This is a genomic window from Streptomyces sp. NBC_01092, assembly GCF_045039535.1.
Lineage (GTDB): Bacteria > Actinomycetota > Actinomycetes > Streptomycetales > Streptomycetaceae > Streptomyces.
The window spans coordinates 9,328,537-9,347,061 of record NZ_CP108659.1; the positions used below are offsets into that span (position 1 = coordinate 9,328,537).

Annotated in this window: 16 protein-coding genes and 1 pseudogene; 3 read left to right on the top strand and 14 right to left on the bottom strand. The window is 72.7% G+C overall.

Annotated features, from left to right (window positions below):
• Positions 1-20 precede the first annotated feature (20 nt).
• Positions 21-986 (bottom strand): DMT family transporter, encoded by a 966-nt coding sequence (locus OG254_RS42160; RefSeq protein WP_405592853.1) that lies wholly within the window; start codon positions 984-986, stop codon positions 21-23.
• Positions 983-1,801: a phosphatase PAP2 family protein gene (locus tag OG254_RS42165; RefSeq protein ID WP_405592855.1), complete on the bottom strand. Its 819-nt coding sequence runs from the start codon at positions 1,799-1,801 to the stop codon at positions 983-985. The genes OG254_RS42160 and OG254_RS42165 overlap by 4 nt, the downstream gene beginning before the upstream one ends.
• A gap of 235 nt (positions 1,802-2,036) precedes the next feature.
• Between OG254_RS42165 and OG254_RS42170 the strand changes: the two genes are divergently transcribed.
• Positions 2,037-2,651, top strand: a complete 615-nt coding sequence (locus OG254_RS42170; protein WP_351192286.1) for a TetR/AcrR family transcriptional regulator C-terminal ligand-binding domain-containing protein — start codon at positions 2,037-2,039, stop codon at positions 2,649-2,651.
• Between the two features lie 148 nt (positions 2,652-2,799).
• On the opposite strand, the gene OG254_RS42175 is transcribed toward OG254_RS42170, so the two are convergent.
• The 3 genes from OG254_RS42175 to OG254_RS42185 all read right to left on the bottom strand — a co-directional run bounded on the left by OG254_RS42175 (position 2,800) and on the right by OG254_RS42185 (position 6,390).
• Positions 2,800-3,843 (bottom strand): DUF2510 domain-containing protein, encoded by a 1,044-nt coding sequence (locus OG254_RS42175; protein ID WP_405592857.1) that lies wholly within the window; start codon positions 3,841-3,843, stop codon positions 2,800-2,802.
• Positions 3,844-3,940: 97 nt separating this feature from the next.
• Positions 3,941-5,095: an anhydro-N-acetylmuramic acid kinase gene (locus OG254_RS42180; protein ID WP_405592859.1), complete on the bottom strand. Its 1,155-nt coding sequence runs from the start codon at positions 5,093-5,095 to the stop codon at positions 3,941-3,943.
• On the bottom strand, positions 5,095-6,390 hold the full coding sequence (locus tag OG254_RS42185; RefSeq protein WP_405592861.1) for an MFS transporter: 1,296 nt from the start codon (positions 6,388-6,390) through the stop codon (positions 5,095-5,097). Before OG254_RS42185 ends, OG254_RS42180 begins: the two co-directional genes overlap by 1 nt.
• Positions 6,391-6,652: 262 nt before the next feature.
• Here OG254_RS42185 and OG254_RS42190 point away from each other — a divergent pair, with 262 nt between their 5' ends.
• Complete coding sequence (locus OG254_RS42190) at positions 6,653-9,322, top strand: ATP-binding protein (RefSeq protein ID WP_405592863.1); 2,670 nt, start codon at positions 6,653-6,655, stop codon at positions 9,320-9,322.
• A gap of 103 nt (positions 9,323-9,425) precedes the next feature.
• Here OG254_RS42190 and OG254_RS42195 read toward each other — a convergent pair whose 3' ends face one another.
• From OG254_RS42195 to OG254_RS42230, 8 genes and pseudogenes are all read right to left on the bottom strand, one after another.
• Positions 9,426-10,217, bottom strand: coding sequence for an SDR family NAD(P)-dependent oxidoreductase (locus tag OG254_RS42195; protein ID WP_405592865.1), 792 nt, complete (start codon positions 10,215-10,217; stop codon positions 9,426-9,428).
• A 64-nt stretch (positions 10,218-10,281) separates the two neighbouring features.
• Positions 10,282-11,415: a 3-oxoadipate enol-lactonase gene (pcaD, locus tag OG254_RS42200; protein ID WP_405592867.1), complete on the bottom strand. Its 1,134-nt coding sequence runs from the start codon at positions 11,413-11,415 to the stop codon at positions 10,282-10,284.
• Positions 11,412-12,710 carry a 3-carboxy-cis,cis-muconate cycloisomerase gene (gene pcaB, locus OG254_RS42205; RefSeq protein WP_405592869.1) on the bottom strand — a complete coding sequence of 433 codons (1,299 nt, stop codon included), beginning with the start codon at positions 12,708-12,710 and terminating at the stop codon, positions 11,412-11,414. The genes pcaD and pcaB overlap by 4 nt, the downstream gene beginning before the upstream one ends.
• Positions 12,707-13,312 carry a protocatechuate 3,4-dioxygenase subunit alpha gene (gene pcaG, locus OG254_RS42210; RefSeq protein ID WP_405592871.1) on the bottom strand — a complete coding sequence of 202 codons (606 nt, stop codon included), beginning with the start codon at positions 13,310-13,312 and terminating at the stop codon, positions 12,707-12,709. The genes pcaB and pcaG overlap by 4 nt, the downstream gene beginning before the upstream one ends.
• A gap of 6 nt (positions 13,313-13,318) precedes the next feature.
• Positions 13,319-14,092 carry a protocatechuate 3,4-dioxygenase subunit beta gene (gene pcaH, locus OG254_RS42215; RefSeq protein WP_405592873.1) on the bottom strand — a complete coding sequence of 258 codons (774 nt, stop codon included), beginning with the start codon at positions 14,090-14,092 and terminating at the stop codon, positions 13,319-13,321.
• An 18-nt stretch (positions 14,093-14,110) separates the two neighbouring features.
• Positions 14,111-15,314: pseudogene (locus tag OG254_RS42220) on the bottom strand (thiolase family protein).
• The gene (locus OG254_RS42225; protein ID WP_405592875.1) at positions 15,311-15,955 is read right to left on the bottom strand and encodes a CoA transferase subunit B; all 645 of its coding nucleotides are present in this window, start codon (positions 15,953-15,955) and stop codon (positions 15,311-15,313) included. The pseudogene OG254_RS42220 and the gene OG254_RS42225 overlap by 4 nt, the downstream one beginning before the upstream one ends.
• 1 nt (position 15,956) lies before the next feature.
• Complete coding sequence (locus OG254_RS42230) at positions 15,957-16,736, bottom strand: CoA transferase subunit A (protein ID WP_405592877.1); 780 nt, start codon at positions 16,734-16,736, stop codon at positions 15,957-15,959.
• Positions 16,737-16,947: 211 nt separating this feature from the next.
• Here OG254_RS42230 and OG254_RS42235 point away from each other — a divergent pair, with 211 nt between their 5' ends.
• The gene (locus tag OG254_RS42235) at positions 16,948-17,412 is read left to right on the top strand and encodes a MarR family winged helix-turn-helix transcriptional regulator (protein ID WP_405592879.1); all 465 of its coding nucleotides are present in this window, start codon (positions 16,948-16,950) and stop codon (positions 17,410-17,412) included.
• Positions 17,413-17,433: 21 nt separating this feature from the next.
• Here the strand turns inward: OG254_RS42235 and OG254_RS42240 are convergent, their stop codons facing one another.
• Positions 17,434-18,378 carry a DUF3048 domain-containing protein gene (locus OG254_RS42240; RefSeq protein WP_405592881.1) on the bottom strand — a complete coding sequence of 315 codons (945 nt, stop codon included), beginning with the start codon at positions 18,376-18,378 and terminating at the stop codon, positions 17,434-17,436.
• Positions 18,379-18,525: the final 147 nt, after the last annotated feature.

Here is an 18,525-nt window from a genome sequence, read left to right on the forward strand (position 1 = left end):
AGCGCTGCTCCGAGTAACGCTCAGAGTGCTGTGAGGTGCCCCGGCTCCGGCTGCCGGGGCACCAACGCGGGTTCCGGCGCCGCCGACTCGGGCTCCAGGGCCAGTACGGCGGCCACGGGGTGCTCGTCGGCCGGTGCCGCAACGGCGTGCTCCGCCTCGGGGGCGGGCTTCGGCGTGGCCCGGCTCAGCAGCACCACACCCCAGGAGGCCAGGCCCGCTCCGGCCAGCGCGAGGAGGATGCCCGCCGCGCCGCCCTGGAGGCGCTCGCCGAGCAGGACGAGCCCGATCACCGCGGCCGCCATCGGGTTCGCCAGCGTCACCATCGCGAGCGGGGCGCCGAGGCCGCCACGGTAGGCGGTCTGCGACAGCAGCAGGCCGCTCGCCGCGAGGGCCGCGACCAGCAAGGCCACCCCGATCACCTGAAGGCTGAGCAGCGGCGCCGAGTGGTCCGTCGCGGCCACCGTCACCGTCTGCGTGAGCGCCGAGGCCACCCCGGAGGCGAAGCCGGACGCGGTCGCGTGCCGCAGCCCCGGCCGGGCACCCGGCCGCGACAGCATGCCGATCAGGGCCACCGTCACCGCCGCGACCGCCACCGCCTCGGACGTGCTCAGCACGTCGTCGGGCGCCGGCCCGGACGCCGTCACGAGGATCGCGCCCAGTCCGGCCAGGGTCAGCGCCGTACCGCGCCACTCGACCCCGCTGACCCGCCGCCCCGCGAGCCGCGCGCCCAGCGGCACCGCGGCCACGAGGGTGAGCGCGCCGAGCGGCTGCACCACGGTCAGCGGACCGTACTTCAGGGCCACGACGTGCAGCAGCGCACCCGAGCCGTTGAGCAGGACCGACCCCCACCAGGCGCCGGAGCCCAGCAGCCGCAGCAGGCCCGAGCCCGAGGCGCGGGAGGCCAGCCGCTCCTGGGCGACGGCCGCGGCGGCATAGGCGACGGCGGAGAACAGCGACAGGACGACGGCGACGACGGTGGCGTTCATCGGCCCGCTCCCACGAGTACGGCGTCCTCTTGGACGGCTTCCGGGCTCCGGGCCTCGGGTACGAGCTTCCCGGCGCCGCGACCGGCCGTCGTCGCCGTGCGCTGCTGCAGGCGCATCGACGCGAGCGCGATGCCGAGCATGGCCGTCGCCACGATCGCGTCGAGCCAGTAGTGGTTGGCCGTGCCCACGATGACGACCAGGGTCAGCAGCGGGTGCAGCAGCCACAGCCAGCGCCAACGCGACCGGGTCGCCACGATCAGGCCGATCGCGACCATCAGGGCCCAGCCGAAGTGCAGGGACGGCATCGCCGCGAACTGGTTCGACAGATGGTCCGTCTGGGGCGAGCCGTACACGGAGGGGCCGTACACCTGCGCGGTGTCGACCAGCCCGGTCGCGGCCAGCATCCGCGGCGGGGCGAGCGGGAACGTCAGATGCACCACCAGGGCGCCGGCGGTGACGGCGGCGAGGACGCGGCGGGCCCATACGTAGTGCGTGGGGCGCCGCAGATACAGCCAGACCAGGAAGGCCGCGGTGGCCGGGAAGTGGACGGTCGCGTAGTAGGTGTTCGCGGTGTGTATGAGTGTGTCGCCGTGCATCAGCAGGCTTTGCACCGAGCCCTCGCCGGGCAGACGGACCGCCCGTTCCAGGTCCCACACGCGGTCCGCGTTGCGGAAGGCCTCGCCGGTGTGGCCCGTGGCCAGCTGCCGGCCGAACTTGTAGACGAGGAAGAGCCCTGCGACGAGCAGGAGCTCCCGGACGAGCGGAGGCCGCGCTATCGCGGTCTCCGCCTCTGCAGGCTCGGTGCGGGCATTCATTCCCCCGGCCCTTTCGTTCACGTGGGTGGTGCTGGCTGAGCTTGTCGAGCTGTTGACTCCACGGGCTCGGCAAAGTCATCGATACGGCGACGTACCGAAACGCCACTGTACCGATACGACACTGTACCGATACGCCAGCGTTCCGGTACAGTGACGTTTCGATAGACGTGCGCCACACTGGACACCGAGCCTCCGCGGACAGCGGGGCGTGGCACCCGAGCGAGGAGACGAGCACATGACGTCGCAGGCCGCGGACGGACCGGAGACGGTCGCCGCCTCGCGCCGCTCCAAGATCACGCCCGAGCGTGAGCAGGAGTTCTTCGACGCCGTGCTCGAACAGGTCCGCGCCTGTGGCTACGACTCCGTCACCATGGAGGGCGTCGCCGCCAGCACGCGCTGCAGCAAGGCCACGCTCTACCGGCAGTGGAAGACGAAGCCGCAGTTCGTGGCGGCCGCCCTGCGCGCCAGCCGGCAGACCCGCTTCGACGGCATCGACACCGGCACGCTCGCGGACGACCTGAGAGAGGCCGCCCGGGCTGCGGGGGCATGGTCGGCCAAGGACACCCGGCTGTTGCAGGCCCTCGGCCACGCCGTCATGGAGGACCCGGAACTCAAGAAGGCGCTGCGCGAGGCGCTCATCGACCCCGAGATCGACGCGCTGCGGCAGATCCTGCGGCGCGGTGTCGAGCGGGGGGAGGTGGCCGCCGACCATCCGGCGCTTGAGTACATCCCCGCCCAGATCTTCGGCGTGCTGCGCGCCCGTCCCGTGCTGGAGGGCGAGGACGCCGACCCGGAGTACATCGTCCGGTTCGTGGAGGCCGCCGTGCTGCCGACGCTCGGCCTCACCTGAGACTCAGGCCGCCGTCCACGGGATGACTGGACGGTGACCTGTTCCGCGCCGACCCGTGGGGACGGGGGCGGCGCGCACCCCCCGGCCGGGTGGGGCTCCTCTTGAGCGGAGGGGAGCCCCGCCCGGCCGCTTTCGTGTCTGCGACGGGTCAGACGTCCTGGCCGTTGCCGCCGCCGGTGGACGCCTTGATGCCCTTGGCGATCTCGTCGAGGACCGACTGCCCCTCCTCGACGTCGACACCGGTACGGACCACCACCATCTGCCGCGCACTGACCGGCGAGGGGAAGGCGAGCGACTCGACGTAGCCGTCGGCGCCCTTGCTCGTGACCGCCTTCCAGCGGACCAGGTAGCCCTTCTGCCCGGCCACGGTCACCGCCTTCGAGGCCAGCACCTCGTGCGAGGTGATCTCGCCGTACCCCTTGCCGTACGACTCCTCGGCGTTCGCCGCGATGTCCGCCTTCGCGACCGCCTCGGCCGTGTCGCCCTTGGTGCCGAGCGCCAGCGCTGGAGCCGAGTAGGCGCCGCCCTTCTGGCAGGTCTGCGAGGTCTCGGAGGGGCACTTGTACGTCTCGTCCGACGCCACGTGCGCGCCCCAGTTGATCTGCTGGCCGTACCAGCCGTCCGGGATGGGGATGCTGATGCCGCTCACCGGGTCGGTCACCGAACCGCTGTCCACCTTCGGCGCCTCGGACTCGTCGGGGGAGGGCGACTGCCCACCGGACCCGCCATTGCCCCCACCGGACCCGCCATCGCCCCCGCCGGATCCGCCGTTCCCGCCGCCGGAGTCCCCGAAGGGGCCGCCCTGACCGCCGCCGGGGCCGCCCTGTCCCTGTTGCTGGGAGTTGGCGCCGCCGTCCGAGCTGTCGTTCGCGGTCAGCGCGTACACGCCCACGCCGATGCTCGCCAGGACGACCACCGCCACTCCCACGGCTATGCCGGTGCGCAGACCGCGCCGCCCGCCCGACTGCACCTGGCCGGGATAACCCGGGTGCACCGGATACCCGGGATATGCAGGGTGGGCCGAGGCGTCCCCGCCCGCCGGCTGCTGCTCCGGCGGACTCCACGCGTCGGCCCCACCCGCGGGCCGGACCTGGTCCGTCCATGCCTTGCCGTCCCACCAGCGCTCGGTGGGCGGACCGTCACTTTGCCGGCCGGGATCGGGGTACCAGCCGGGAGGAGTCGCCTGCGTCATGGGTCCACCGTATGAGGCGTCGGTGAAAGCGGGATGAGAGGCCCAGGCTTCGGGACCCTGGCACGCCCGCATCCCGCAGCCGTGCCACCCCGGAAGGTCACTCCAGGACGAGCCGCCTCGGCCGCTCCCCGGCAGGTGGCGGAAGCCGCAACCCCTCCCGGCCCGGTGTGATCGAACCGAGTACGCGCGCCTGCCGGGCGCCGGTGGCCGACGGCTCGGTGCCGGGCAGCCCGTGCGCGGTCAGGAACCCCAGGACGGCGAAGGCGTACGCCTCCTTCGCCGCCGACGGCAGACCCAGCCCGTCGGAGGTGCGCAGCGCCACCCCGGGCAGCCGCTGCCCGAGCATCCTCATCAGCGTCGGGTTACGAGTCCCGCCCCCCGAGGCGATGACCTCGGTGGCGCCCAGCGTGCGCACGGCGTCGGCGACCGTCCGTGCCGTGAGCATGGTCAGCGTGGCGACGACGTCCTCGGCGGGCAGGGTGCCGACACCGGACAGCGCGTCCCGCAGATGGCCCAGGTGGAACAGCTCCTTGCCGGTCGTCTTCGGCGCGGGCAGCGCGTAGTACGGCTCCTCCAGCAGCCTGCGCAGCAGCGGCTCATGGACGCCGCCGCGACCGGCCAGCGCCCCGTCCACGTCGTACGACAGCCGCCCGCCGCTGAACCCCCGCGCCGCCGCGTCGATCAGCGCGCACCCCGGCCCGGTGTCGAAGGCCGTGCCGTCGGGTGCGGTGAGGTTGGCGATGCCGCCGAGGTTCAGGGCGACGGGAGTGCCCGGCCGGCCCCGCAGCCACAGCAGGTCGACCAGGCTGACCAGCGGCGCTCCCTGGCCACCGGCGGCGATGTCGCGCGACCGGAAGTCGGCGACCACAGGCAGCCCGGTCGCCTCGGCGATCCACCCGGGCTGCCCGAGCTGGAGCGTGCCGTACACCCGGCCGTCCTCGGCCCAGTGGTACACGGTCTGCCCGTGCGAGGCGATCAACTCCGCCCGTCCGTCGCACAGTTCACGCACCGCCCGCACGGCCGCCGCCGCGAAGGCCTGCCCGATCCGCGTGTCGAGCCGGCACACCTCGGCCATCGAGGTCGCCCCCGGCGGCAGCGCGGCCGTGAGCGCCTCCCGCAGTGCCTCGTCGTACGCCTCGCTCACCAGCCCCAGCGGCTCGAGGACAAGGCTGTCGCCGTCGAGGCTCAGGTCGACGGCGCCGGCGTCGATGGCGTCGTAGGACGTGCCCGACATCAGGCCGATCACCCGCATCAGCTCAACTCACCCTCCATGACCCCCACTTGCTTCCGCCGCGGCCTCCAGGCCAGCGCCAGGACGCTCACCGCGCATGTCGCCGCCGCGTAGTACGCGGGGATGTCCACGCTCCCCGTCCGCTCGATCGTCTCCGTGATGATGAGCCCGGCGCACCCCGAGAACAGCGCATTGGACAACGCGTAGGCGAGTCCCAGCCCCGTGTAGCGCACATGGGTCGGGAACAGCTCCGCCAGCATCGCCGGACCCGGTCCCGCCATCAGCCCCACCACGGCACCCGCGCCCCACACTGCCGCACCCTTCACGCTGAGGGAAACGCCCGGGTCCTGAAGAAGGTTGAGCAGCGGCACCGCGAGCACCACCACGAGCACCGCACCCGTCAGCATCACCGGCCGCCGCCCGAACCGGTCGCTCAGCCATCCCGCCGGCACGATCGTCACCGCGAACCCGAAGTTGGCCAGCACCGTGGCGATCAGCGCCTGCTGGAAGGTCGCGTCCAGCGTGGACTGGAGATACGACGGCAGCACGACCAGGAAGGTGTATCCGGCCGCCGCCCACCCCATGATCCGCCCGGCACCCAGCGCGATCGCGCCCGCGACCTCCCGCGCGGGCGGCCGCTCGTCCTGCCGCTCCTCCCGGAACGCCGGCGTCTCCTCCAGCCGCAGCCGCAACCACAGCGCGCCAAGACCCAGCGGCAACGTCAGCAGGAACGGCAACCGCCATCCCCAGGAGCCGAGTTGCTCCTCGGTCAGCACAGTGGCGAGCAGCGCCGCCACCCCCGCACCTCCCAGCAGCCCCAGCGCGACCGTGAACGACTGCCACGAGCCGTACAGCCCGCGCCGCCCGGGTGGCGCGAACTCGGTCATCACCGCCACCGCGCCCCCGAACTCCCCGCCCGCCGACAGCCCTTGCAGCACCCGCAGGAACGTCAGCAGCCACGGCGCGAGGGCGCCGACCGTGGCGTACGTCGGCAGCGCGCCGATCAGCGTCGTCGCCACCGTCATCAGCGTGATCACCAGGATCAGCACCGGCCGCCTGCCGATCCGGTCGCCGAGCCGGCCGAACAGGGCCGCCCCGACCGGCCGGAAGAAGAACGCCAGCGCGAACGAGGCGTACGTCTTCACCAGCGCCTCGACCTCGCCGCCGCCCTCCGGGGTGAAGAAGCGCGCCGCGATGATCGTCGCGAAGTAGCCGTAGACACCGAACTCGTACCACTCGATGAAGTTGCCCACCGACCCCGCGACCAGGGCCTTGCGGGACCGGACCGTGCTTCGCTCGTGGATGGTCAACGTCAACCCCGCGCCTTCGCTGGTCGTCCGAAGGCCGACAGGACATCGAGGGGACATCGACCGGATGTCGAGTGAATGTCGGTTCGGCCGTCGGTTTTTGACTGTCGGTCAGTTTTCCAGGGGCAGGTGGCGGGCCCTTCGCGTCGCCTGCCCGCACCCACTGTCACCCATCACGGCAACAGCTGCCCGGACCGGCCTCCACTTAGGCAGCCGGAGGACTACGCTCGATGTCTGTACGTCGGCAGGGCGACACTGGGGAGGTAGCGGGATGACGCAGGTACGGCCCACACTGGCCGCCTCGGCTTCCCTGTGGGAGCGCGACGAGGAACTCGCCGCGGTCGAGGGGGCCCTCGACACACTGTGCGCCGACAACTCCTCCTCGGGCAGCCTCCTGGTGCTCCGGGGCGAGGCGGGGCTCGGCAAGACGGCGCTGCTGGCCGAAACCCGCCGCATCGCAGAGTCCCGCGGCTGCACGGTCTGGTCCGCCCGCGGCAGCGAGACCCTGAGCTCGGTCCCTTTCAACGTCGTACGGCAGCTGCTCCAGCCCGCGCTGCTGTCGCTGATGCCGGAAGAGGCGCGCGAGTACCTCGGCGACTGGTACGACATCGCCGGACCCGCCCTCGGCATAACGGACCCCGGCGAGCGCCAGGCCGACCCGCAGGGCGTGTGCGACGGCCTAGTCGCCGCCGTCCGCAGACTGGCCCGGCGCGACTGGCCGCTGGTCCTGCTGATCGACGACGCGCACTGGGCCGACCAGGAGACCCTGCGCTGGCTCGCCGCGTTCTCCGAGCACGTCGGCGAACAGAACGTGCTGGTCCTCGTCGCCCGCCGCCCCGGCGAGATCGGCGGCGACAGCGCCCGCCACCTCGACACCGTCGCCGCGGCGGGCTCCTCCGTCGCCACCCTGAGCGCCCTCACCCCGGACGCCACCGCAGGGCTCACCCGCGCCACCCTGGGCGTGCACGCCGACGCCCCGTTCTGCCGCGAGGTCTGGGCCGTCACCGGCGGCAACCCGTACGAGACCGTCGAGCTCCTCGCCAAGGTGCAGGACAGCGAGTTCGAGCCGACCGAGTCCGCGGCCGGCGAGCTGCGCGCCCTGAACCGCGAAGCACGCGGCGGCGGCCTCGTGGCCCGGCTGGAGACGCTCGGCATCGACGCCACCCGGTTCGCCTGGGCGGCCGCGATCCTCGGCACCGGCATCAGCGTCGACCTGGTCGCCGAACTCGCCACCATGAGCCCGGACGAGGCCGTGCGCTGCGCCGCGCTCCTGCGCACCGCCCGCATCCTTACCGAGCCCGACCCGGCGGGTGTCCAACCGGACGACGGCGAGCTCCAGTTCGTGCACCCGCTGATCGCCAGCGCCGTCTACAACTCCATCCCGGACGCCCTGCGCACCGCGATGCACGGCATCGCCGCCCGCGTCGTCACCGACAACGGCCACGGCGCCGCGGTCGCCGCCCGCCACCTCCTGGAAGTCCACCCGGACGACGACGAGGAACTCGTCGAGCAGCTGCGCGAGGCCGCCCGCGAGCACCTCGCCGTCGGCGCCCCCGACGCGGCCCGCCGCTGTCTGGAGCGCGCCCTGCTGGAGCCGCCCCTGCCCGCGGTCCACGCGCACGTGCTCCACGAACTCGGGTGCGCCACCCTCCTGACCGCGCCCGCCAGGACCATCGACCACCTCCAGACCGCCCTGGCCATGCCCGGCCTCGAAGGCGACGAACGCGTCGACGCCGTCTGCCGCCTCTCCCAGGCCCTCCTCCACAACAACCAGGTGGAGGAGGCCGTCCGCACCGTCGAGGCGGAGGCCGCCCGGCACCCGGCCGGACCGGCCAGGCTGCGGCTCCAGGCGGTGCAGTTCATGTGGGAGGGCATCCACGCGGGCGAGGCCGCCTCGCCCGGACGCTCCACGCGCCTCGCCGAACTCGCCAGGACCTGCACCGGCCGCGACAACCCCGAGCGGGCCCTGCTGATCCTGCGCGGCTTCGACGCCATGGCCCGCGGCGAGAACGCCGAGGAGGTCGCCGAACTGTGCGACCGCGCCCTCGTCAACGGCCGCCTTGCCCCCGGACTCGGCTGGACCGACCCGCAGTGGGGCATCGAATTGCCGATGATGCTGGCCAGCGCTTACGCCTACACCGACCGGCTCGACCGGGCCGAGGCCCTCTACAACGAGGCGCTGCGCGCGTACGAGTCCGCCGGCTGGAGCGGCGGCCATCTCTCCCTGGCACACGCCTACGTCGGACTCGGCCTGCGCAGGCGCGGACGGCTGCGCGAGGCGGAGGCGTCGCTGCGCAAGTCGCTGGCGCTCGCCGAGCGCGTCGGCCGCAGGCTGCCCCTGCACTGGTCCGCCACCTGCAACCTCGTCGACACGCTGCTCGCCCGCGGCCATGTCCAGGAGGCCTGGGAGATCGCCGAAGAGTACGGCTTCGCCCCGCCCTACCCGTCGACGATCGTCCTGCCGGACCCGCGCTCGGTCCGCGGCCGCCTGCTCCTCGCCGTCGGCCGCACCAAGGACGGCATCAACGAACTGGAGGCCGCGGAGAAGGCGGCGGACGTACGCGGCCACCACAACACGGTGCTCGTCCCCTGGGCCGTCGACCTGGCCCGGGTCCTCGCGAGCGAGGACCCGGCGCGCGCCGCCCGGCTGGCCACCGAGGTCCGCCGGCAGGCCGAGCGCCTCGGCACGGACACCGCGATCGGCGAGGCCCTGCGGTGCGCTGCGCTCCTGGAGACCGGCCAGCGCGCGGTGCGCCTCGCCGAACAGGCCGTCGCCTACCTGGAGGCCTCGCCCTGCCTGTACGAACACGCGGCGGCCCGGGTCGAGTACGGCATCGCCGCCCGCTCGTCGGCGGAGCTGCGGCGCGGGATCACGCTGGCCCGGTCGTGCGGTGCGGACGGGCTCGTGCTCCAGGCGGAGGCGGCGTTGGCGCTCCGCTAGGGGGCCGGGCGGGGTCGTTTTTCGGCTGCGGCGCCGTTGGGGCTGGTCGCGCCCACGCGGCGGAGCCGCACATCGATACAGCCCCGCGCCCCTATGGGGCGCGTCAGAGCTTGAGGAGTTGATCGGTGACCGCAGCCAGTCGCCGCTGGACGCCCGCGTCGTACGTCCCCTCGTGCGCCCGGGACGGGCTCGTGCCGTCGAAGTACCTGCCCGTGCCCAGGTCCTGTGTCGCGAGGGCCAGGACGCCCGGGGCGCCGTCGGCGACCGTGTTCCACGGCGTGATGCCGCCCTCGCGGACCATGCCCGTGTCCATGTACGTCGCCGGGTGCAGCACATTGACCGCGACCCCGGTGCCCGCCAGCTCCTCCGCGAGGGTGAACGTATGGGCCGCGAGCGCGAACTTGCTGCGCCAGTACGCCGAGGCACCGGTGTAGCCGCGGGTCAGCTCCGGGTCGTCGAAGTCGAGCGGTTCCTGACCGGCCGAGCCCACGTTCACGATCCGGGCGGGCGCGTTCGCACGCAGCACGGGCAGCAGAGCGCGGGTCAGCGCGACCGGCGCCAAGTAGTTCACCGCGAGGCGCAGTTCGTGCCCGTCGACGCTGAGCTCACGGCCCGTGCCGGGCGAACCGAAGCCCACCCCCGCATTGTTGATCAGCACGTCCAGCTCGGGATGCTCCCCGGCGACATGCGCCGCCAGCTCCCGCACCTGCCCGAGCGAGGCCAGGTCCGCCACGAACCCCTCGGCCTCGCCCTCGCCCCGCAGCTCCTCGACGAGCGCCTCCGTACGGCCCGCGTCCCGCCCGTGCGCGAGGACGCGATGCCCCGAACGGACCAGCTCGAAGGCGACGTGACGGCCGAGACCCGAGGTGGCGCCGGTGATCAGAATCGTGGACATACCTCCACCGTAGGCACGGGGTGGAGGCATGTGCGAGGCGCTGCTGAACCTACGACCGCCAGGGTCACCCTCGGGCGCCTGCGTCCGGCCCGGCTTCCTCGGCGAGCACCCGCTGGGCCGTCGCGAACGCCGCGTTCGCCGCCGGGACCCCGCAGTACACGGCCGTCTGGAGCAGTACGGCGCCGATCTCCTCCGGCGTCAGCCCGTTCCGCCGGGCCGCCCGGACGTGCATGGCCAGCTCGTCGTAGTGGCCGTGCGCGACCAGCGCCGTCAGGGTGATCATGCTGCGCTCGCGGCGGGTGAGCGTCGGGTCGGTCCAGATCTCGCCCCAGGCGTAGCGCGAGATGAAGTCCTGGAAGCGCGCGGTGAACGGCGTCTGCCGGGCCTGCGCCCGGTCCACGTGCGCGTCGCCGAGGACCTCGCGCCGCACCTCCATGCCGCGCCTCGCGCCCCCGTCGAAATGCGCCCGCAGTGCCGTGAGCACGGCCTGCGGGCACTGTGCCGGCGCCAGGTGCGAGGCCCCCGGGATCTCCACGAGCGCGGCACCGGGCACGGCGTCCGCGATCTCGCGCAGGTGGACCGGCGGGGTCGCGGGGTCCTCGCGCCCGGCGATCAGCAGGGTCGGGGAGGAGATCTCGGCCAGCCGGTCACGCAGGTCGAAGGCGGCGAGGGCATCGCAGCAGGCGGCGTAGGAGCCCGGGTCGGCGTCGCGGTGGTCGCGCACCAGCTCCGGCACGGTGAACCCGGGCGTGAACCAGCGGCTGTTCGCGCTCTCGGCAAGCCCCGCAAGCCCTTCGCGCCGCACCAGCGCGGCCCGCTCCTCCCAAGGCTTCGAGCCGTTGAAGTGCGCCGACGAACAGATCACGGCCAGGGAGCCGACCCGCTGGGGATGGTGCACGGCCAGATGCAGGCCCACCGCACCGCCGAGCGAGACACCCGCGTACGCGAACCGCTCGATGCCGAGCGAGTCCGCGAGCGCCAGCACCAGACCGGCGAGGTCACCGACGGTCGCGCCCGCCCCGATGAGATCGGCGGCCGAACCGCCGTGACCCGGCAGATTCCAGCGGACCACCCGATGGGTGATCGACAGCTCGGGCGCGACCTTGTCCCACAGGGCGTACGACGTGCCGAGCGAGGGTCCGAGCAGCAGCGGGGGCGCCGAGGCGGGCCCTTCGGCACAGTGGTCGAGGAGTTTCAACGTCGCTCCAGAGCGCGGTCGGTGAGGGCTCCGGCGGAGCCGGTGTAGTGGGTGGGATCGAGGTCGACGTCGGCCAGCTCCGGCGCCTCGGCGAGCGGACACCCCTCGGCGGCGAGCCGAGTCAGCAACTCCTTGGCGCGGGCCCGGCCCAGCACCGGGGCCAGCTCGGCCGACAGCCGCTCGGAGACGATCAACCCATGGGTGAGATCGAGGTGTTCGCGCATGACATCGGCCCTGACCCGCAGCCCCTCGGCCAGTTCCACGGCGTCCCGGGCGGCCCCGCCGACCAGCCGCAGCAGATCCCTCAGCGGCTCCCACTCGGCGTGCCAGGCACCGGCCGGCCGCTCGTCCTCGGCCGCCAGCGACCCGTACAGCGTCGCCGCGAGCTGAGGCGCCCGCCGTGCGGCGGAGGCGATGAGCGTGGACCGTACGGGATTCGACTTGTGCGGCATGGCGGAGGAGCCGCCGCCGCTGCCCTCCGCGACCTCGGCGATCTCGGTCCGGGAAAGGGTGAGGACGTCCACGGCGGCCTTGCCGAGGGCGCCCGCCGTGAAGGCGAGGCACCCGGCGAGATCGGCGACGGGTGTGCGCAGGGTGTGCCAGGGCAGGTCGGGCGCCCGGAGGCCGAGCTCGCGGGCGTACGCCGCCGGCAGAGCGGTCGGTTCGGCGGCGCCGTACGCCGCGAAGGCCGCCAACGTCCCCGCCGCACCCCCGAGTTGGGCCGGAAGCGAGTCCCGTACGGCCCGTAGCCGGTCCCGCGCGTCGAGGACCAGCGCCCGCCACCCGGCCGCCTTCAGCCCGAACGTCGTCGGTACGGCGTGCTGGGTGAGCGTCCGCCCCGGCATCGCGGTGTCGCGGTGCTCGGCGGCCAGCCGCGCGAGGGCCCGCTCGGTGCGGTCGAGGTCGCCGAGGATCAGGTCGAGCGTGCGCGAGGCGACCAGCATCGTCGCCGTGTCCATGATGTCCTGGCTGGTCGCGCCCCGGTGGACGTAGGGGCCGTACTCCTCGCCGACGGCCTTCGTCAGGTCGCCGGCCAGCGGGATGACCGGGTTGCCGCCGGCGCGGGCGCGTTCGGCGAGGGACCGTACGTCGAAGCGTCCGGCGTCCGCCGCCTCGGTCACCGCCACCCCGGCCTCGGCCGGGGCGAGGTCCAGGGCGGCCTGGGCGCGGGTGAGGGCGGCCTCCGCGTCGAGCAGGGCCTGGAGCCAGGCCGTGTCGCCGGTCGCGCAGGCGGCGGGGGAGCCTGCCCACCCGGGGGCGAGCAGGCCGGTGTCGTCGGAATCGACAGAAGTCACTGGAACTCCAGGAAGACCGTCTCGCCTTCGCCCTGAAGGCGGATGTCGAAACGGTATGTGCCCCGGCCCTGGTCCTTTGCGATCAGCGTGTCGCGTCGCGCCTCGTCCAGCCCGGCGAGCAGCGGGTCGGCGGCCAGAGCCGCGTCGTCGCCCGGCAGATAGATCCGGGTGAACAGGTGCATCAGCAGCCCGCGCGCGAACACGCACACGCTCAGGTACGGCGCGCTGCGCCCACGCGCCCCGGGCCGCAGCGTCCGTGCGGTCCAGTAGCCGCTCGCGTCCGTCTGGACGCGCCCCCAGCCGGTGAACTCCACGCCGCCCCGGCCCAGGAAGCCGCCGCTCGCCGGGTCGCGCCGCATCGATCCGTCGACCTGCGGGACCCGGCCGTCGGGGTCGGCGCCCCACAGCTCGAAGAAGGCGTCCGGGAGCGGGTTGCCCTCGCCGTCGAGGACGTGGCCCTGGAGCGCGATCGTGTCCGGGTGGCCGACCGGCGCGATGTCGCCGCCGCCGGGGAAGGGCAGGGCGTGGCCGTAGAAGGGGCCGACCGTGTGCGACGGGGTCGGGAGCACGGTTTCCGGACGGCTCGTGTCGATCTTCGTCATGGCAGGTCAGCGTCCCTCTTCGATCCAGGTGGCGTGGGGTCCGTCCAGCACGATGTCCCAGTGGTAGCCCATCGAGAACTCCGGCACCGACAGGTCGTGGTCGTACGTCGCGACCAGGCGTTGGCGGGCCGCGTCGTCCGTCACCGACTGGATGATCGGGTCGTACGGGAAGAGCGGGTCGCTGGGGAAGTACATCTGCGTCACCAGTCGCTGGGTGAACGCCGTTCCGAACAGCGAGAAGTGGATGTGGGCCGGGCGCCAGGCGTTGACGTGCTGGCGCCACGGGTACGGGCCCGGCTGGACGGTGGTGAAGCGGTAGAAGCCGCTGTCGTCGCTCAGCGTGCGGCCCACCCCCGTGAAGTTCGGGTCCAGCGGGGCGTCGTGCTGCTCGCGCTGGTGGGCGTAGCGGCCGGCCGAGTTCGCCTGCCAGATCTCGATCAGCTGGCCGCGGATCGGGCGCCCGTCGCGGTCGAGGAGGCGGCCCTCGACGGTGATGCGCTCGCCGATCGGCTCACCGGTGTGCTGCCGGGTGAGGTCGTTGTCGATCTCGGTGATGTCGCGCTCGCCGAAGGCGGGGGAGTGCAGCTCCACCAGCTCCGGGTCCTTGCTGACGTCGATGGTGATCGGCGGCTGCTTCGGGTGACGCAGGGCGGAGGAGCGGTACGGGGCATAGCCGCGCCGCGGGTGGTGCTCGACGGGGGCGCCGTCGGCGATCCGCTTCTCGTACGCGGCGTGCTCGGCCGCGATCTCCTGGTCGATGTCGTGCTGGGTGAGAGTCATGGGAGTTCCTCGGGGTTCCTAACGCTCCAGGACGAGGGCGAGGCCCTGGCCGACGCCGATGCAGAGGGTGGCGACGCCGACTCCGCCGCCACTGCGGGCCAGTTGGTGGGCGACCGTACCGGCGAGGCGGGCACCGGAGGCGCCCAGCGGGTGGCCGAGGGCGATGGCGCCGCCCTGCGGGTTGAGGATCGCCGGGTCGAACTCGGGCCATTCGGCCACGCAGCCCAGCACCTGGGCGGCGAAGGCCTCGTTGAGTTCGAGCACGTCCAGGTCGCCGAATCCCTTGCCCGCCTTGGCGAGCGCCCGGTTGACGGCCTCGACGGGCGCGAGGCCGAAGTAGTGCGGGTCGAGGGCGGAGACGCCGGTGGCGGAGATCCGGGCGAGCGGCTCTCGGCCGGTGGCCCTCAGGCCCTCCTCGTCGGTCAGCAGCAGGGCGGCGGCGCCGTCGTTGAGCGGGGAGGCGTTGCCCGCGGTGACCGTGCCGTTCTCGGTGCGGAACGACGGCTTGAGCCTCGCCATCGCGGCGAGGGAGGCGTCGGGGCGTACGCTCTCGTCGGCGGCGAGGACGACCGGGTCGCCCCCCCCGCTGCGGGATCGACACGGGCGCGAGCTCGGCGCCGAACAGCCCGGCCTGCTGGGCGGCGGCGGCCTTGTGGTGGGAGGCCAGCGCGTACTCGTCCTGCTGCTCCCGGCCGATCTTGTGCTTCTCGGCGATCAGCTCGGCCGACTCACCCAGCGGGACCGTCCACTGAGGCTCCATCCTCGGGTTGACCATGCGCCAGCCGAGCGTGGTGGAGTACAGCTCCGTGTGGGCTGCGGGGAACGGCTTGTCGGACTTGGGCAGCACGTACGGCGCCCGCGTCATCGACTCCACACCACCGGCCACGGCGATGGAGGCGTCCCCGACGGCGATCGCACGGGCCGCCTGGATCACCGCTTCGAGGCCGGAGGCGCACAGCCGGTTGACCGTCACGCCGGGCACGGAGGTGGGCAGACCGGCGAGGAGGGCGGCCATGCGGCCGACGTTACGATTCTCCTCGCCCGCCCCGTTGGCGTTGCCGAAGTAGACGTCCTCGATCCGGGACGGGTCCAAGTCGGGCGTACGGCCCATCAGTTCGCGGATGGCGTGGGCGGCCAGGTCGTCCGGGCGCACGCTCGCCAGGCCGCCGTTGTAGCGGCCGACCGGGGTGCGCACGGCGTCGACGACGTATACGTCTCTCACAGCAGTCCCTCCGCGACGGTCAGCTTGGCGTCGGTCCTGGCGACGATCTCGTCGACGCTCACACCGGGTGCGGTCTCGGTCAGCACCAGCCCTTCGGACGTCACGTCCAGCACGCCCAGGTCGGTGATGATCCGGTCCACGCATGCCTTCCCGGTGAGGGGCAGCGCGCACTCGGTGCGGATCTTCGCCGAGCCGTCCTTGGCGGTGTGGGTCATCACGACGATGACCGTGCGGGCCCCGTGCACCAGGTCCATCGCCCCGCCGATCCCGGTGATCATCTTGCCGGGGATCGCCCAGTTCGCCAGGTCGCCCGTCGCCGAGACCTGCATGGCGCCGAGCACGGCGACGTCGATGTGCCCGCCGCGGATCATCGAGAACGACAGCGCCGAGTCGAAGAAGGAGGCGCCGGGCAGGACCGTCACGGTCTCCTTGCCCGCGTTGATCAGGTCGGGGTCGACCTGGTCCTCGGTGGGGTAGGGGCCGGTGCCCAGGATGCCGTTCTCGGACTCCAGGATCACCTCCACGCCCTTGGGGAGATAGTTCGGGATCAGCGTCGGCAGACCGATCCCGAGATTGACGTACTGGCCGTCCTGAAGCTCGCGTGCGGCCCGCGCCGCCATCTCTTCCCGCGTCCACGCCATGTCAGCTCTCCGTCCCTCGTGCTGCAGGCACGGAAATCGTGCGTTGCTCGATGCCCTTGTCCGCGGCCTGCTCGGGGGTGAGCGCCACGACCCGCTGGACGAAGATGCCCGGCAGGTGTACGGCGTCCGGGTCGATCGCGCCGGGCTCCACGAGTTCCTCGACCTCGGCGATCGTCACCCGCCCGGCCATCGCGGCCAGCGGGTTGAAGTTCCGGGTGGACTTGTTGAACACCAGGTTCCCGTGCCGGTCGCCCTTCGCGGCCCGCACCAGCGCGAAGTCGGTCCGGATCCCGCGCTCCAGCACGTACTCGGTGCCGTCGAACTCCCGCACCTCCTTCGGCGGGGAGGCCAGCGCGACCCCGCCGGAGCCGTCGTAGCGCCAGGGCAGCCCGCCCTCGGCGACCTGGGTGCCCACCCCGGCCGGCGTGTAGAACGCGGGGATCCCCGCCCCGCCGGCCCGCAGCCGCTCGGCCAGCGTGCCCTGCGGGATCATCTCGACCTCCAGCTCACCGGCCAGGTACTGGCGGGCGAACTCCTTGTTCGCGCCGATGTAGGAGCCGGTCACCCGGGCGATCCGCCCCGCCGACAGCAGCACCGCCAGGCCGGACTCCATCGCCCCGCAGTTGTTCGAGACGACCGACAGCCCGGACACGCCACGCTCGTACAACGCCTGGATCAGTACGTTCGGCACACCGCTCAGCCCGAAGCCACCGACCGCGAGCGATACGCCGTCGCCGACATCGGCCACCGCCTCCAGGGCCGTGGCGACCACCTTGTCCATCCGAGAAGCCCCATCTCTTCCGAGCTCCCAGCACCCGAATTAGTCAGGGCACTGATTATTTCCGCGAGGTTCTCCCTCACGCTGTCACTGGAGCGGGAAACCGTCAAGACCTCGGTAAATGTGAGGCCGTCAGGGTCGGAAGTGCCGCAGACAGTCATGGTCAGGTCAGGTATTGTTCAGTGCACCGACGAAAACGACCAGGGGAGCGCGCATGGCCGCCGTGGACCTCACCACCCACCCCGGGCACCTGGCCCGGCGGCTCCAGCAGGCGCACTACCTGCTGTGGAACACGATGGTCTCCGAGGAGATCACCTCGCCCCAGTTCGCCGTGCTCAACACCCTGGTGGCCGAGCCGGGCCTGGATCAGCGGACGGTGGGGGAGCGGGTCGGGCTCGACCGGTCCACCATCGCCGAGGTGATCAGCCGGCTGGGCCGGCGCGGGCTCCTCGACAAGGTCCGCGACCCCCAGGACGGCCGCCGCTTCCTGCTGCGCCTCACGGACGAGGGCCTGCGCACCCACAAGAAGCTGACCGTGCGCACGGCCCGGATGAACCAGGTCTTCCTGGCCCCGCTCTCCGCCGAGGAGCAGACGCTGTTCTTCGACCTGATCCGGCGTGTCGCGGACGCGGCCGAGGGGCTGCGCAACCCGGCGGAACCCCTCGTCGCACAGTCCTGATCCCGGCGCTCTGCGCGAAGCTCAGCGCGCCGTCGCGAACACCACCCACACCTGGCCGTGCTGGAAGTTCATCCGCTTGCCGTTGCTCGTCGTGAACGTCGTGCCGTCCGCGGCCTTCGGACGCTTCCACCTGACGTCGTAGGCGCGCCCGTCCCGCAGCACCCGCGCCTTCCCGGAGCCCACCGTCTCGGTGTACGGCGTGTAGTTGCCGAGCTTGTCGTGGAACGGGGACTTGCGCACCTTCACGTACTGCACGACGACCGTGCCGGCCATGACCCGCTTGCCGTCCGTCGTCGCGGCGGCCTTGCCGTCCATGCCGACCATCCAGCGGTCCCGGCTCTTGGACCAGGTGAACGAGTACTGGGCCGCCTTGAAGCGCACCGACTGTACGGCCGTGGTCTTCCCGCCCGCCGGGGCGGCGCCGAAGCGGAAGCCCGTCGTCAGGACGGACGTGCCCGGCGCGGTGGCCATCAGTCGCTGGGGCCGCAGATAGAGGTTGTGCGGCGCGGGCCGGAAATTGCCGCGGAAGTACGCGTCCTGCTCCTTCTCCGGCGGCGCCGCCTGCAACGGAGCCTTGTCGATCAGCGGCAGGAGCTTGCCCTGCGCCCCCGAGAAGGCGAGCACCGGCCGGTCGAACTGGCGTAGCAGCTCCAGATCGGTCTCGCGTGCGCTGCGCACCGGGCCGACGACCTTGGGCAGCTTCTGCGCGTACACCGCCATCAGGCGGCTGAGCCCGCCCTCGACCTGCTCGACGTACACGATGTCCGCCTCGTTCAGGCCGGTGTGGGGCCGTGCGGGGCGGGAGTTGTCGATCTTCACGGCGAGCACCGCGCCCTTCGCCCGGCTCTCGCCGTCGCCGGGCGCCGACGAACGCCCCTGGCCGCGGCCGTCGTCGCTGGCGCCGTCGGACGTCGTGCAGCCCGCGGCCAGGGCGGCCGCCACCACGGCGGCCAGCAGTCCGGTCATGGTCGTGGCGCGCCTTGTGCGCGCCGCTCGTCGTCTGCCCACCGTCGTCACCCGCAGCCACCCGCCCAGTTCATGTCATCAATTGTGCGCTTATCTGTTCATAGGTGCACATACCCGGTCGGTTCCGGTGCTCCTCGCGAATCCGTC